This window comes from Streptomyces sp. NPDC030991 (assembly GCF_055571235.1).
Genome location: NZ_JBVIFR010000008.1, coordinates 235,359 through 250,525 on the forward strand (window position 1 = coordinate 235,359; position 15,167 = coordinate 250,525).

The 15,167-nt window shown below is 71.3% G+C and carries 14 protein-coding genes; 5 read left to right on the forward strand and 9 right to left on the reverse strand.

The window, feature by feature from the left end:
* Positions 1–10 precede the first annotated feature (10 nt).
* Entirely contained in the window at positions 11–1,717 is a 1,707-nt protein-coding gene (locus ACZ45E_RS17720; protein ID WP_468221783.1) for a glycerol-3-phosphate dehydrogenase/oxidase, read from the reverse strand.
* Positions 1,718–2,019: 302 nt separating this feature from the next.
* On the opposite strand from ACZ45E_RS17720, the gene ACZ45E_RS17725 reads away from it, so the two are divergent.
* The gene (locus ACZ45E_RS17725) at positions 2,020–3,435 is read left to right on the forward strand and encodes a nucleotide sugar dehydrogenase (protein WP_468221784.1); all 1,416 of its coding nucleotides are present in this window, start codon (positions 2,020–2,022) and stop codon (positions 3,433–3,435) included.
* A gap of 60 nt (positions 3,436–3,495) precedes the next feature.
* Complete coding sequence (locus ACZ45E_RS17730) at positions 3,496–4,074, forward strand: hypothetical protein (protein WP_468221785.1); 579 nt, start codon at positions 3,496–3,498, stop codon at positions 4,072–4,074.
* Positions 4,075–4,152: 78 nt separating this feature from the next.
* Here ACZ45E_RS17730 and ACZ45E_RS17735 read toward each other — a convergent pair whose 3' ends face one another.
* The 4 genes from ACZ45E_RS17735 to ACZ45E_RS17750 form a co-directional block, all read right to left on the reverse strand.
* Positions 4,153–5,277: a GuaB3 family IMP dehydrogenase-related protein gene (locus ACZ45E_RS17735; RefSeq protein WP_468221787.1), complete on the reverse strand. Its 1,125-nt coding sequence runs from the start codon at positions 5,275–5,277 to the stop codon at positions 4,153–4,155.
* 103 nt (positions 5,278–5,380) lie between these two features.
* On the reverse strand, positions 5,381–6,892 hold the full coding sequence (gene guaB / locus ACZ45E_RS17740) for an IMP dehydrogenase (RefSeq protein WP_468221788.1): 1,512 nt from the start codon (positions 6,890–6,892) through the stop codon (positions 5,381–5,383).
* 128 nt (positions 6,893–7,020) lie between these two features.
* Positions 7,021–7,608, reverse strand: a complete 588-nt coding sequence (locus ACZ45E_RS17745) for a sigma-70 family RNA polymerase sigma factor (RefSeq protein ID WP_404209986.1) — start codon at positions 7,606–7,608, stop codon at positions 7,021–7,023.
* A gap of 299 nt (positions 7,609–7,907) precedes the next feature.
* Positions 7,908–8,519, reverse strand: a complete 612-nt coding sequence (locus ACZ45E_RS17750) for a response regulator transcription factor (protein WP_003948568.1) — start codon at positions 8,517–8,519, stop codon at positions 7,908–7,910.
* 383 nt (positions 8,520–8,902) lie between these two features.
* Here ACZ45E_RS17750 and ACZ45E_RS17755 point away from each other — a divergent pair, with 383 nt between their 5' ends.
* A complete protein-coding gene (locus ACZ45E_RS17755; protein ID WP_468221789.1) occupies positions 8,903–9,244 on the forward strand; it encodes a WhiB family transcriptional regulator in 342 nt (113 codons plus the stop codon).
* A 63-nt stretch (positions 9,245–9,307) separates the two neighbouring features.
* Here the strand turns inward: ACZ45E_RS17755 and ACZ45E_RS17760 are convergent, their stop codons facing one another.
* A complete protein-coding gene (locus tag ACZ45E_RS17760; protein ID WP_468221790.1) occupies positions 9,308–10,258 on the reverse strand; it encodes a LysR family transcriptional regulator in 951 nt (316 codons plus the stop codon).
* An 82-nt stretch (positions 10,259–10,340) separates the two neighbouring features.
* Between ACZ45E_RS17760 and ACZ45E_RS17765 the strand changes: the two genes are divergently transcribed.
* Positions 10,341–11,018 (forward strand): MOSC domain-containing protein, encoded by a 678-nt coding sequence (locus ACZ45E_RS17765; protein WP_468221792.1) that lies wholly within the window; start codon positions 10,341–10,343, stop codon positions 11,016–11,018.
* 61 nt (positions 11,019–11,079) lie between these two features.
* Positions 11,080–11,853, forward strand: a complete 774-nt coding sequence (locus ACZ45E_RS17770) for an SDR family NAD(P)-dependent oxidoreductase (RefSeq protein ID WP_468221793.1) — start codon at positions 11,080–11,082, stop codon at positions 11,851–11,853.
* Positions 11,854–11,928: 75 nt separating this feature from the next.
* Here the strand turns inward: ACZ45E_RS17770 and groL are convergent, their stop codons facing one another.
* From groL to ACZ45E_RS17785, 3 genes are all read right to left on the reverse strand, one after another.
* Positions 11,929–13,551, reverse strand: coding sequence for a chaperonin GroEL (groL, locus tag ACZ45E_RS17775; protein WP_468221794.1), 1,623 nt, complete (start codon positions 13,549–13,551; stop codon positions 11,929–11,931).
* Between the two features lie 119 nt (positions 13,552–13,670).
* Positions 13,671–13,979: a co-chaperone GroES gene (gene groES / locus ACZ45E_RS17780; protein ID WP_108013273.1), complete on the reverse strand. Its 309-nt coding sequence runs from the start codon at positions 13,977–13,979 to the stop codon at positions 13,671–13,673.
* Between the two features lie 241 nt (positions 13,980–14,220).
* Entirely contained in the window at positions 14,221–15,147 is a 927-nt protein-coding gene (locus ACZ45E_RS17785; protein ID WP_468221796.1) for a polysaccharide deacetylase family protein, read from the reverse strand.
* Positions 15,148–15,167 lie beyond the last annotated feature (20 nt).

The following is a 15,167-nucleotide window of genomic DNA, read 5'->3' on the forward strand; positions in this document are numbered from 1 at the left end:
CGTTGATCCGTCACAGCGGCGCGATGTCGGGCGCGCCGAGGCGGGCCGCGTCGGCCGTGAGGTCGTCCGGCTGCAACTGGGACTCCCGCTCGGCCTCCACCCGCTTCTCGTAGTGCTCGATCTCCCGCTCCACCTGGTCCTTGTCCCAGCCGAGCACCGGCGCCATCAGTTCGGCCGCCTCCCGCGCGGAGCGGGTCCCGCGGTCGAACGTCTCGATGGAGATGCGGGTGCGCCGCGTCAGCACGTCGTCGAGGTGCCGGGCCCCTTCGTGCGAGGCCGCGTACACGACCTCCGCCCGCAGATAGTCGTCGGCGCCGCCGAGGGGCGCCCCGAGCCCGGTGTCCGCGGCGATGAGTTCCAGCACTTCCTGCGCCAACGCCCCGTACCGGTTGAGCAGATGCTCGATCCGTACGACGTGCAGGCCGGTGCGCGCGGCGATCCGCGCCCGCGCGTTCCACAGCGCCCGGTACCCCTCGGCCCCGACCAGCGGCACGTCCTCGGTCACGCACTCGGCGACCCGCTGGTCGAGCGCGTGCACGGCCTCGTCCACGGCGTCCTTCGCCATGACGCGGTACGTCGTGTACTTGCCGCCCGCGACCACGACGAGCCCCGGCACGGGGTGCGCCACGGTGTGCTCGCGCGACAACTTGCTGGTGGCGTCGGACTCCCCGGCGAGCAGCGGCCGCAGCCCGGCGTACACACCCTGCACGTCGTCCCGCGAAAGGGGCACGCCGAGCACGGAGTTCACATGTTCAAGGAGATAGTCGATGTCGGCGCTGGACGCCGCCGGATGCGCCTTGTCGAGGTCCCACTCCGTGTCCGTCGTCCCCACGATCCAGTGCCGGCCCCACGGGATCACGAACAGGACGCTCTTCTCGGTGCGCAGGATCAGCCCGGTCGTCGAGTTGATGCGGTCCTTGGGCACGACGAGGTGGATGCCCTTGGAGGCGCGTACGTGGAACTGCCCGCGCTCCCCGACCAGGGCCTGCGTGTCGTCGGTCCACACCCCGGTGGCGTTGACGACCTGCTTGGCCCTGATCTCGTACTCGCCGCCCCCTTCCACGTCCCGCACCCGCGCCCCGACGACCCGTTCGCCCTCCCGGAGGAAGCCGGTGACCCGCGCCCGGTTGGCGACCTTGGCCCCGTACACGGCGGCGGTCCGCACCAGCGTCGCGACGTACCGGGCGTCGTCCATCTGCGCGTCGTAGTACTGCAGGGCGCCGACCAGCGCGTCCTTCTTCAGGCACGGCGCGACCCGCAGCGCGTGCCGCCGCGACAGATGCCGGTGCATGGGGAGCCCGCGCGTGTGCCCGCGGGCCATGGACATCGCGTCGTAGAGGGCGACGCCCGAGCCCGCGTAGAGCCGCTCCCACCCCTTGTGCTGCAAGGGGTACAGGAACGGCACGGGCTTCACGAGATGCGGTGCGAGGCGTTCGAGGAGCAGCCCCCGCTCCTTGAGCGCCTCCCGTACGAGAGTGAAGTCCAGCATCTCCAGGTACCGGAGCCCGCCGTGGATCAGCTTGCTGGACCGGCTCGACGTGCCCGAGGCCCAGTCCCGCGCCTCGACGAGACCGGTGGCCAGGCCCCGGGTCGCGGCGTCGAGCGCGGTGCCCGCGCCGACCACCCCGGCGCCCACGACAAGAATGTCCAGCTCACCCTCGGCCATCGCCGCCAGGGCCTCCGCACGCTGCCCGGGTCCCAGTGTCGCTGCCTTCACTGCTGCCTCCCGCATTCGTCGGCGTCGGCCTCACCGGCAGATGTACCCGGGCTCACGGGGCGCAAGCAGGGCACCGGGTGCGGCATGTCCCGATTCTTCACCGACTGCCCGGTTCCAGCCACTACGAGGACCGGGCGGCCGGCCCGGCAACACTCCGCGCCACGGGGCGGCGCAATACCGCATATCGGTCATATTTACTCCTAGTGTGACAGTGCGCTCGCCCGTCCTGTCCACCGGGCTTGCGCACTCGTCCCGCCCCGGCTAGAAGCCGGGTCCGCCTCCCGGGAAGGACGGCAACCGCCATGCCCGCAGAACCAAGGCCTGTCGGGAGTTCCCCCGCGGCGTCGCGACGCCCGGCACGCCCCCTCACCACCCCGGCCGACGGCCGGACCTCCGCCACCGGCGCTGCCGTCCGGCACACCGAGGGCACGCACCGCACGCCGCTCCTCCACCCGCGCGGGAACTCCCGGCAGGACCTGGCCGTCATCGGCCTCGGCCACCTCGGCCTGCCCCTCGCCCAGGCCGCCGTCGCCGCACAGATCGCGACCGTCGGCCACGACCCGGCCCGCGCCCAGGACCTCGCCGCGGGCCGCGTCCCGGGCGACGGCGACGACGCGGCCCTGACCGCCGCCGACGTCCGCCGCATGCTCGCCGGCGGCTTCCGCCCCACCGCGAACCCCGCCGTACTGGGCCGCGTACGCACCGCCGTCATCTGCGCCCCCACCCCGCCCGACGCCGACGGCACCCCCTGCCTCGGCCCCGTCGTCGAGGCGACCCGCACCCTGGCCGCCCACCTCCGCCCGCACACGACGGTGATCATCGAATCGCCGGTCCCGCCGGGCACCACGGAGACCCTCCTGCTCCCCCTCCTCGAAGAGGGCTCCGGGCTGCGCGCGGGCCGCGACTTCCACCTGGCCCACGCCCCCACCCGGCTCGACCCGGGCAACCGTGCCACCACCTACGCCGCCACCCCCAAGGTCATCGGCGGCTACACCCCCGCCTGCACGGAATCGGCGGCCACCTTCTACGGCCGCCTCACCGACAAGGTCGTCCGCGCCCGCGGCCCCCGCGAGGCGGAGACGGTGCACCTCCTGGAGACCAACTACCGGCACGTCAACATCGCCCTGGTCAACGAGATGGCCGTGCTCTGCCACGACCTGAACGTGGACCTCTGGGACGTCATCCGCTGCGCCGAGACCAAGCCCTTCGGCTTCCAGGCCTTCCGCCCGGGCCCCGGCGTCGGCGGCCACGCCCTCCCCCAGGACCTCACCTCGCGCCACTTCCCCACCCGCCCCCTGCGCATGGTGGAACTGGCCCGCCAGGTCAACGACAACATGCCGGGCTACGTCGTCCAGCGCGCGGCCGCGCTCCTCAACGAGCACGGCAAGTCCGCCCGCGGCGCCCGCGTCCTGCTCCTCGGCATCACGTACAAGCCCGACCTCGCCGACCGGCAGGGCGCCCCCGCCCAGGAGATCGCCACCCGCCTCATGCACCTCGGCGCGGCCGTCAGCTACCACGACCCGTACGTCCCGTCCTGGAACGTCCTGGACCGCCCGGTCCCCCGCGCGGACACCCTCTACGAGGCCGCGGCCGACGCCGACCTGACGATCCTGCTCCAGCACCACCGCACGTACGACCTGCAGGGCCTGGCGGTCAAGGCCCAACTCCTCCTGGACACCAGGGGCGCGACTCCGGCGGGCGCCGCCCATCGCCTCTGACTGCTACTCTGCGGCCTTTCTGGGCACACCCGTGCCCATGTTCACTCTTCGGGGGACCGCATGACCCAGCCACCGCCGCCACAGGACGCCAACCCGTACGCGCAGCAGCCGCCGCAGGGCCAGCAGCCCCAGCCGGGCTACGGCTACCCGCAGCAGCAACAGCAGCAGCCGTACGCCCCGTTCCCGCAGCAGCAGGCACAGCCGGGCTTCCCGATGGCACCACCGCAGGCGCCCGCACGCGGCAATCTGGGCCTCGGCATCCTCGCCGGCTTCGTGACGATGCTGGCCGCGGGCGGCGCGTACGGCGGGATACTCGGCGGCACCGAGCACGAGATCGGCTACGCGGCGGTCGGTGTCGGTTTCCTGGTCGGCCTCGTCACCGGCAAGGTCGGCGGCCGCAACTCCGCGGCACCCGTCGTCGCCGCTGCCCTGTCGCTGATCGGTGTCTACTTCGGCCAGCTGCTCGGCGAGGCCATCATCGGCGCCAAGCAGCTCCCGGTGACGGTGACCGAGCTGTTCTTCGAGCACTTCAGCCTGCTCAACGAGGCGTGGAAGGCCGACTCCGACTTCCTCAGCTTCGTCTTCTTCGCCGTGGCGGCGATAGCCGCGTTCGGCGCCGCCAAGCGCGCGGCCGCCTGACCCGCCCCGCAGGCAGGCAAAAGGGTGGGGCCCCGCCACAAAGGCGGGGCCCCACTCATGTCCTGCTACAACACAGCGTCAGCGCCGGTGCTGGGAGTCGGCCACCGTGACCTCGACCCGCTGGAACTCCTTGAGCTCGCTGTAGCCGGTCGTGGCCATGGCCCGCTTCAGCGCGCCGAAGATGTTCATCGACCCGTCGGGCGTCGAAGAGGGCCCGGTCAGGACCTCCTCGGTGGTGCCCACGGTGCCCAGGTCGACCTTCTTGCCGCGCGGCACGTCCTCGTGGACGGCCTCCATGCCCCAGTGGTGGCCGCGGCCGGGCGCGTCGGTGGCGCGGGCCAGCGGCGACCCCATCATGATGGCGTCCGCGCCGCAGGCGATGGCCTTCGGCAGGTCGCCGGACCAGCCCACGCCACCGTCGGCGATGACGTGCACGTACCGGCCGCCGGACTCGTCCATGTAGTCGCGGCGGGCCGCGGCGACGTCGGCGACGGCGGTCGCCATCGGCACCTGGATGCCCAGCACGTTGCGCGTCGTGTGCGCGGCCCCGCCGCCGAAGCCGACCAGGACGCCCGCGGCGCCGGTCCGCATCAGGTGCAGCGCGGCCGTGTACGTGGCGCAGCCGCCGACGATCACCGGCACGTCGAGCTCGTAGATGAACTGCTTCAGGTTGAGCGGCTCGGCGGCGCCCGACACGTGCTCGGCGGAGACGGTCGTCCCCCGGATCACGAAGATGTCGACGCCCGCGTCCACCACGGCCTTGGAGAACTCGGCGGTGCGCTGCGGGGAGAGCGCGGCGGCGGTGACGACACCGGAGTCGCGCACCTCCTTGATGCGCTGCCCGATCAGGTCGGCCTGGATGGGGGCCGCGTAGATCTCCTGGAGGCGACGCGTCGCGTTGTCCGTGTCCAGCTCGGCGATCTCGTCGAGCAGCGGCTGCGGGTCCTCGTACCGGGTCCACAGACCTTCGAGGTTCAGCACGCCCAGACCGCCCAGTTCGCCGATGCGGATGGCGGTCTGCGGCGAGACGACGGAGTCCATGGGTGCGGCCAGGAACGGCAGCTCGAAGCGGTAGGCGTCGATCTGCCAGGCGATCGAGACCTCCTTCGGGTCGCGGGTGCGCCGGCTCGGTACGACGGCGATGTCGTCGAAGGCGTACGCGCGGCGGCCGCGCTTGCCGCGCCCGATCTCGATCTCAGTCACGTGGTGTGGGCCTTTCCCTCTGGGTCTGCCTGTCCAGTATCCCCGACACACGAGTGAGGGGCGGCCCCGGCGATCCGGGTCCGCCCCTCAACCGGCGTCGGTGTTACTTACGGCTGTAGTTCGGCGCTTCGACCGTCATCTGGATGTCGTGCGGGTGGCTCTCCTTGAGACCCGCGGACGTGATGCGCACGAAGCGGCCCTTGGTCTCCATCTCGTCGACGCTCGCCGCGCCCACGTAGCCCATCGTCTGGCGCAGGCCGCCGACGAGCTGGTGCAGCACGTTGGCGAGCGGGCCGCGGTAGGGCACCTGGCCCTCGATGCCCTCGGGCACGAGCTTGTCGTCGGAGGAGACCTCGGCCTGGAAGTACCGGTCCTTGGAGTACGAGCGGCCCTGGCCACGGGATTGCATGGCGCCGAGCGAACCCATGCCGCGGTACGACTTGAACTGCTTGCCGTTGATGAACATCAGCTCACCCGGCGACTCCTCGCAGCCCGCGAGGAGCGAGCCGAGCATCACGGTGTCGGCGCCGGCGGCCAGCGCCTTGCCGATGTCGCCGGAGTACTGGAGGCCGCCGTCGCCGATGACCGGGACGCCGGCCGCACGCGCCGCGACAGCCGCCTCGTAGATGGCGGTGACCTGCGGGACGCCGATGCCGGCGACCACGCGCGTGGTGCAGATGGAGCCCGGGCCGACCCCGACCTTGACGCCGTCGACACCGGCGTCGACGAGGGCCTGCGCTCCGTCGCGCGTCGCGACGTTGCCGCCGATGACGTCGACGCCCACGCCCGACTTGATCTTCGACATCCAGCTCAGCGCGTTGCTGTTGTGGCCGTGCGAGGTGTCGACGATCAGGAAGTCGACCCCGGCGGCGGCCAGCGCCTGCGCCCGCTCCAGCGCCTCGGGGCTGGCGCCGACGGCGGCGCCGACGAGGAGGCGGCCCTCGGCGTCCTTGGCGGCGTTCGGATACTGCTCGGCCTTCTTGAAGTCCTTGACCGTGATGAGGCCCTTGAGAATCCCCGCGTCGTCGACGAGCGGCAGCTTCTCGATCTTGTGGCGGCGCAGCAGCTCCATGGCGTCGACGCCGGAGATGCCGACCTTGCCGGTCACGAGCGGCATGGGCGTCATGACCTCGCGCACCTGACGGGTGCGGTCGTTCTCGAAGGCCATGTCGCGGTTGGTGACGATGCCGAGCAGCTTGCCCGCCGCGTCGGTCACCGGGACACCACTGATACGGAACTTGGCACAGAGCGCGTCGGCCTCGGCCAGCGTCGCGTCCGGGTGCACGGTGATCGGGTCGGTCACCATGCCGGACTCGGAGCGCTTGACGAGGTCGACCTGGTTGACCTGGTCCTCGATCGACAGATTGCGGTGCAGCACGCCGACACCACCCTGGCGCGCCATGGCGATCGCCATGCGGGCCTCGGTGACCTTGTCCATCGCGGCCGACAACAGCGGGATGTTCACGCGGACGTTGCGGGAGATGCGGGACGAGGTGTCGACCGCGTTCGGGAGGACCTCCGATGCGCCCGGCAGCAGCAGCACGTCGTCGTAGGTCAGCCCGAGTGTCGCGAATTTCTCGGGCACCCCAGTCGAAGAACCGCCGTGTGCAGTCATGACACCTTCCCCAAATGGCCTTGATCGGTGCGGATGTCCATGCTAACGGGAACTGGCGGTGTCTCATTCCACGAGCAAGATCATCGGTTTACTTTGTACGTTCCCACGTACGCGCCCGGGGCCGCGTGCTATTGCTCGGCGAGCGCTCGCAGGCGGCTCAGGGCCCGGTGCTGCGCGACGCGCACGGCGCCGGGTGACATGCCCAACATTTGCCCGGTCTCCTCGGCGGTGAGCCCGACGGCGATCCGCAGGAGCAGCAACTCCCGCTGGTTGTCGGGCAGGTTCGCGAGGAGCTTCTTGGCCCAGGCCGCGTCGCTGCTGAGCAGCGCCCGCTCCTCGGGCCCGAGGGAGTCGTCCGGCCGCTCCGGCATCTCGTCGGACGGCACGGCGGTCGAACCGGGGCCGCGCATGGCGGCGCGCTGCAGATCCGCGACCTTGTGCGCGGCGATGGCGAAGACGAAGGCCTCGAAGGGGCGCCCGGTGTCCTTGTAGCGCGGCAGCGCGAGCAGCACCGCGACGCAGACTTCCTGGGCGAGGTCCTCCACGAAGTGCCGGGCGTCGCCCGGGAGCCGGGAGAGACGGGTCCGGCAGTAACGGATGGCCAGCGGATGGACGTGCGCGAGCAGATCGTGCGTGGCCTGCTCGTCACCGTCGACGGCGCGGCCGACGAGCGTACCGATGACCCCTCGCGGAGTCACTGCCTCGTCGTCGCGCATCGGTCCATGGTGCCTTGCCGCCGCTCGGTCCGTTGCACCGCGGTCCTTGTTGTGCACCGAAGCGTTATGAGCAGGTGCGCCGGAACTCATTTCCTGCGCCCTCCCCTCTCGCTGACCCTGCTCGCCCGACTCGTCGTCCCCGAGGAACTCCACACCTCAAGGATGCGGCATCGGCGGCGAAACGAGGGAGCACCGTCCGTACTGCGCCCCGCGAGGGGTACGGGGAACGGCGCCACCAGCCACGACGAAGCCGAACAAACCCACCGGCCAACCGAATCGCCGCACCCCCGAGGGGTGCGTCAGCGCACCAGGCCCCAGCGGAAGCCGAGCGCCACGGCGTGCGCCCGGTCCGAGGCGCCGAGCTTCTTGAAGAGCCGCCGCGCGTGTGTCTTCACAGTGTCCTCGGAGAGGAAGAGCTCGCGCCCGATCTCCGCGTTGGACCGGCCGTGGCTCATGCCTTCGAGCACCTGGATCTCACGCGCGGTGAGCGTGGGCGCCGCGCCCATCTCGGCCGAGCGCAGTCTGCGCGGCGCGAGCCGCCAGGTCGGGTCGGCGAGCGCCTGCGTCACCGTGGCCCGCAGCTCGGCGCGCGAGGCGTCCTTGTGCAGGTATCCGCGGGCACCGGCGGCGACCGCGAGCGCGACCCCGTCCAGGTCCTCGGCCACGGTGAGCATGATGATGCGCGCACCGGGGTCGGCGGAGAGCAGCCGCCGGACCGTCTCGACGCCGCCCAGGCCGGGCATGCGTACGTCCATCAGGATCAGGTCGGAGCGGTCGGCGCCCCAGCGGCGCAGAACCTCCTCGCCGTTGGCCGCGGTCGTCACGCGCTCGACGCCGGGTACGGTCGCGACCGCGCGGCGCAGCGCCTCTCGGGCAAGCGGGGAGTCGTCGCAGACGAGGACGGATGTCATGACCGTCCTCCGCAGCTGATGCGCGTCACCTTGAGCCTCCAGGCTTCTTACGAATCGTCACCTGTGCGGTCGACGCTCTCGGACAGATGCCCGAGCGCTTGTTCTCTCAACCGCCACCGCACTCTCAACGACGGTCACTCGAAAGAGTTACGGGTCGGACGGCCTCGTTCGGCACTCTACGTGAGGGGCCGGACACAGGGCAGGCGCCGCGTCGGACCCTCAAGGTTTCATCACAAGCCATGCCCCATTTAGCGGCTTTTCTTCCCTTTTGCTGGTGTCTGTAGCTAGATTCGCAATGAGTCATATTTTCATCTCCTTAGATAGTAGATGTACGGTCATGGGCACCGTATCCGCGTCACAACCGGCTACAAGGGGACAACGCAATGGCAGATTTCTCCCGCCTTCCCGGACCGAACGCAGATCTGTGGGACTGGCAGCTCCTCGCGGCCTGCCGCGGGGTCGACAGCTCGCTCTTCTTCCACCCGGAAGGCGAGCGAGGAGCAGCGCGCAGCGCGCGCGAGAACTCGGCGAAAGAGGTCTGCATGAGGTGCCCGGTCCGCGCGGAGTGCGCTGCTCACGCCCTACAGGTGCGTGAGCCGTACGGCGTGTGGGGCGGGCTGACCGAGGATGAGCGCGAAGAGCTGATGGGGCGGGCCCGCAACCGGCTCGTCACGGCGTCGGCCGCGGGTGGCGGCGGGGTCGCGAGCACCGCGGACGACCACTGAAGGAACGTTTCTGCTCGAACGGCGGACACCTGCGGCCGCGGACGGGCCGGGGCGCGCCCGCGCTCAGCGGGTGGCGGCCTTCGCGAGGTGGTCGAGGGTCGCGGCGACCGCCGGGACCTGGGCCAGATCGGGCAGGGTGAGGGCGACGATCTCGCGCCGCACGGGCGGCTCGACGGTCACTGTGCGTGCACCCTTGGGCCGAACGGACTCGATGGCCAGTTCGGGCAGGACGGCAACTCCGAGCCCCGCGCCGACGAGGCCGACCACCGCCGGGTAGTCGTCCGTGGCGAAGTCGATGCGCGGCACGAACCCGGCGCCGCGGCACACCTCGACGAGCTGTCGGCGGCAGCGCGGGCAGCCCGCGATCCACGGGTCGTCGGCCAGCGCGTCGATGGTCACCGAGCCCGCCCCGGCGAGCGGGTGCGCCTCGGGGACCAGGCCCACGAGGCGGTCGGCGAGCAGGGGACGTACGACGAGGTCCTCCCACTCCTCCGCCGCGTGCGCCTCTTCGGCCTCCCGCCTCCCGGCGCCGCCCTTCTGCCGGGGCTCCTCGGGCCGCCCCTCGTACCGGAAGGCCAACGCCACGTCGCAGTCGCCCTCGCGCAGCATCTCCACCGAGCGCGGCGGTTCGGCCTCCACCAGGGAGACGCGGGTGCCCGGGTGCTCGGCGCGCAGGGCGGCCAGCGCCGTCGGGACCAGGGTCGAGCTGCCGCTGGGGAAGGAGACGAGGCGGACGCGCCCGGCGCGCAGGCCCGCGATCGCGGCGACCTCCTCCTCGGCCGCGGTGAGCCCGGCGAGGATGCCCGCCGCGTGCCGGACGAGCGCCTCGCCCGCCTGGGTCAGGCGCATCTCGCGGCCCGTGCGGATCAGCAGCGGCGTGCCGGCCGAACTCTCCAGGGCCTTCATCTGCTGGCTGACGGCGGGCTGGGTGCAGCCCAGCTCCCGGGCGGCCGCCGAGAAGGAACCGGTGGCGGCCACGGCGCGCAGGACACGGAGATGACGGGCCTCGATCATGCGTCAAGCATAAGCGCCACTTGGGGTCCGCGCCGATTAACGCGTGGCGACTTTGGTCACGGGTCGGTTAGCGTGCGGTCCCATGAAGCTCCTCTCCTTGAACCTGGGCCGGCCCAGGGCCGTCGACTACACCGACCAGCCCGAGGGCCTCACCGGAATCGACAAATGGCCGGTCGACGGGCCCGTGCGGGTGGCCGCGCCCGGCGCGAAGGGCGTCGGCGCCAGCGGTCTCGCGGGGGACGCCGTGTGCGACACGCGGCACCACGGCGGGCACGACCAGGCCGTGTACGCGTTCGCGCGCGAGGACCTCGACGCCTGGGAGCGGACCCTCGGCCGGACGCTGCCCAGCGGCGCGTTCGGCGAGAACCTCACCACCGAGGGCGTCGACGTGTGCGGCGCCAGGATCGGAGAACGCTGGCGGATCGGCCCCGAGCTGCTCCTGGAGGTGAGCGCGAGCCGGATACCGTGCAAGACCTTCCAGGGGCATGTCGGCGAGAAGCACTGGGTCAAGCGGTTCACGCAGGAGAAGCGGCCGGGCGCGTACCTGCGGGTGATCGAGCCCGGCGAGATCCGGGCGGGGGACGCCGTCGAGGTCGTGCACCGGCCCGCGCACGAGGTGACCGTCGCCTTCGAGTTCCGGGCCCTGATGACCGAGCGCGAACTGCTGCCGCGCGTGCTGGCCGCCGGGGACGTGCTCCACCCCGAGGTGGAGCGGGTGGCGCGGGAGTACGTGCGGAAGTACGGCGCGCGGTCCGCGTGAGCGGGGCGGTCCGGCGCCCGCGGTGATCACGGGCATCGCCGTGCGTCACTAACCTTGGTCCATGACTACGGCACTGATCACGGGATCCACCGCGGGCATCGGCGCCGCCTTCGCCCGGCGCCTCGCCGCCGACGGGCACAATCTGGTGCTCGTCGCGCGCGACACGAAGCGGCTGCGGGAGCAGGCGACCGAACTGCACGACCGGCACGGCATCGAGGCCGAGGTGCTCACCGCCGACCTCGCCACGGACGACGGCATCGCGGCGGTCGAGAAGCGCCTCGCCGACCCGAAGGCCGCGGTCGACCTGCTCGTCAACAACGCCGGGTTCGGCAACAAGGGCCAGTACCTGGAAGTCCCCATGGCCGACGAGCTGACGATGCTGAAGGTGCACTGCGAGGCGGTGCTGCGGCTGACGTCGGCGGCCACGCGGGTGATGCGCGAGCGCGGGCGCGGCGGCGTGGTCAACGTGGCGTCGGTGGCGGCGTTCGTGCCGCGCGGCACCTACGGGGCGTCGAAGGCGTGGGTCGCGCAGTTCACGCTGGGCGCGGCGAAGGACCTGGCGGGCAGCGGGGTGCGGCTGATGGCGCTCTGCCCCGGCTTCGTCCGTACGGAGTTCCACCAGCGGGCCGGCATGGGCACCGGCAACATCCCGAAGTGGATGTGGCTGGACGCCGACAAGCTGGTCACGGCGGCGCTCGCCGATCTGGCCCGCGGCAAGTCCCTGTCGATCCCGGACCCGCGGTACAAGGCGCTGATGGGGGCCGTGAAGGTGACGCCGTGGGCGCTGCTGGGCGGGCTCACGTCGCGGACGGGGCGCAAGTACGGCCCGCAGTAGGCGCCCGAGAACACCGAGGCCCGGCCCCCCGAAGAAATCGGGGGCCGGGCCTCGGGTCAGTGCGAGTGGAGCGCGTCAGTGCGAGTGACCGTGGCTGTGACCGGCCTCGGCCTCTTCCTCGGCCGGCTTCTCGACGACCAGGGTCTCGGTCGTCAGGAGCAGGGAGGCGATGGACGCGGCGTTCTCCAGCGCGGAGCGCGTGACCTTGACCGGGTCGATGACGCCGGCCTTGACCAGGTCGCCGTACTCGCCGGTCGCGGCGTTGTAGCCGAAGCCCTTCTCGAGCTCGGCGACCTTGGAGACGATGACGTAGCCCTCGAGGCCCGCGTTCTCGGCGATCCAGCGCAGCGGCTCGACGGCGGCCTTGCGGACGACGGCGACACCCGTGGCCTCGTCGCCGGTCTTGCCGAGGTTGCCCTCCAGGACCTTCACGGCGTGGACGAGCGCGGAGCCACCACCGGAGACGATGCCCTCCTCGACCGCGGCGCGGGTCGCGGAGATGGCGTCCTCCAGACGGTGCTTCTTCTCCTTGAGCTCGACCTCGGTCGCGGCGCCGACCTTGATCACGCAGACGCCGCCGGCGAGCTTCGCGAGGCGCTCCTGGAGCTTCTCGCGGTCCCAGTCGGAGTCCGTGTTCTCGATCTCGGCCTTGATCTGGTTGACCCGGCCGACGACCTCGTCGTGGCTGCCGCCACCGTCGACGATCGTGGTGTCGTCCTTGGTAATGGTCACGCGACGCGCGGAGCCGAGCACGTCCAGGCCGGCCTGGTCGAGCTTGAGGCCGACCTCTTCGGCGATGACGGTGGCACCGGTGAGGGTGGCCATGTCCTGCAGCATCGCCTTGCGGCGGTCACCGAAGCCGGGGGCCTTCACCGCGACGGCGTTGAACGTGCCGCGGATCTTGTTCACGACCAGGGTCGACAGGGCCTCGCCCTCGACGTCCTCGGCGATGATCAGCAGCGGCTTGGAGCCGCCCGCCTGGATGACCTTCTCCAGGAGCGGGAGCATGTCCTGGATGGAGCCGATCTTGCCCTGGTGGATCAGGATGTACGGGTCGTCGAGGACGGCCTCCATACGCTCCTGGTCGGTGACGAAGTACGGGGACAGGTAGCCCTTGTCGAAGGCCATGCCCTCGGTGAAGTCGAGCTCCAGACCGAAGGTGTTGGACTCCTCGACGGTGATGACACCGTCCTTGCCGACCTTGTCCATCGCCTCGGCGATGAGCTCGCCGACCTGGCTGTCCTGGGCGGACAGACCGGCGACGGCCGCGATGTCGGCCTTGTCGTCGATCGGGCGCGCCGTGGCGAGCAGGTCCTCGGAGACGGCCTTGACGGCGGCGTCGATGCCCTTCTTCAGGGCGGCCGGGGAGGCACCGGCGGCAACGTTGCGCAGGCCTTCCTTGACCAGGGCCTGGGCCAGCACGGTGGCGGTGGTGGTGCCGTCACCCGCGATGTCGTTGGTCTTGGTCGCCACCTCCTTCACCAGCTGCGCGCCGAGGTTCTCGTACGGGTCCTCGATCTCGACCTCGCGGGCGATGGTCACACCGTCGTTGGTGATGGTGGGGGCGCCGAACTTCTTGTCGATGACGACGTTGCGGCCCTTGGGGCCGATCGTCACCTTGACCGTGTCGGCAAGCTTGTTGACGCCGCGCTCGAGGGCGCGACGGGCGTCCTCGTCAAACTTCAGGATCTTCGGCATGGGAGCGTTTCAGCCCTCTCGAAAAACTAGGGGTGAACGAATCGCGCCCCTGGTCCCGGCTTCTTACGATCGCGGGTGCCAGGGGCGCAATTCACATCAAAAGCTGCTACTCGGCTTGGTTACTTCTCGACGATCGCAAGGACGTCGCGGGCCGAGAGGACGAGGTACTCCTCGCCGTTGTACTTGACCTCGGTGCCGCCGTACTTGCTGTACAGCACGATGTCGCCGGTGTTCACGTCAAGCGGCAGGCGCTCGCCGTTCTCGAAGCGCCCCGGGCCCACGGCGAGGACGACGCCCTCCTGGGGCTTCTCCTTCGCGGTGTCCGGAATGACCAGGCCGGAGGCCGTGGTCTGCTCGGCGTCGAGCGGCTGGACCACAATGCGGTCCTCGAGCGGCTTGATGGCAACCTTGGAGCTGGCGGTCGTCACGATCCGGTCTCCCCCTTCGGAGATCTCACGGGGTTAAGAGTCTGAGGTGGCGACCAGGTGGATCCGTCGTCGCGGGTGCCGGACCTGCCCGTCGCTGTTGGCACTCTCCAGTGGTGAGTGCCAGGGCCGAGACTATGACTGCGATTAGCACTCGGTCAAGCGGAGTGCCAATTCCAACCGGAGGTGGCGCCGGTTCCGGGCTGCGCCGCGCCCCGCTACGGCGTCCCACCAGGGGGCCGGGTCACAGGTAGTCCTCCAGCCTCCCCACTGTCAGACCCTGCTTCCGGACGCGCGCGAGCGTCCGCGCGGTCGCTTCCGTAAGGCTCGCGCCGGGGGCGTGGACGCGGACCGCGACGATGTCGCCGGGGCGGAGCCGGGCACCGTCGGCGCCACCCAGGACGATCGCGTCGATACCGCAGGCGCCCGCCGCCCGCAGGGTGTCGGCGTCGTAGGCGTCGTAGGGCGGCCGGAAGAGCCGCGGGGCCGCGCCGAAGCGGTCCCTGAGCCGCTCCTGCTGACCGCAGATCTCGGCGTGCTGCCCCACGTAGCCGAGGCCGGGCAGGAACGGGTGCGTGAAGGTCCGGTTCCCGATCCCGGCGCCGAGCGCGCGGAGCCGGCCGAGCTGGTCGCGGCCGGGGCCCTCGACGGAGCGCGTGAGGAACACCGAGACCGGCAGGCGCAGATCACGGACCAGGTCGGCGAAGCGGGGGTCCTTCCCCGCGCTGTCGTCGTAGGCGAGGAAGACGACCTTGTCCCGGGTGGGGACACGCCGCACGACCGGCGGGAGCGCGCCGCGAACGCGCGGGGGGAACACCCGCCGGGCCGGGGACGCGGGAGCGGGCGGGACGGCGTACGGCGGACCGCCGGGTGCGCCGGGTGCGCCTGACACGTCGGGTGCGCCTGACACGTCGGCGTGGTCGGTCCCCGCGTGGTGACGGACCTTCTGGGCGGCCTTCCTGCCCATGCGTTCGATCGGGTCCACGGACTGGGCGCAGCCGGTGAGCAGTGCGGCGGCCAGGGCGCAGGCGAGCGTTCGGCGCGCGCGCCGGGCCGTGGGTCCGGTGGCGTACGAGTCGAGGGGCCGGCCGGTGGTGAACGCGAACCGGCGCCCGGAGCGGGTGCGAGCCGACGTCGGGGCGGTTTCCTCATTTTGTCGTACTGATGCCATGGCGTCGGATCTTCGCAGCT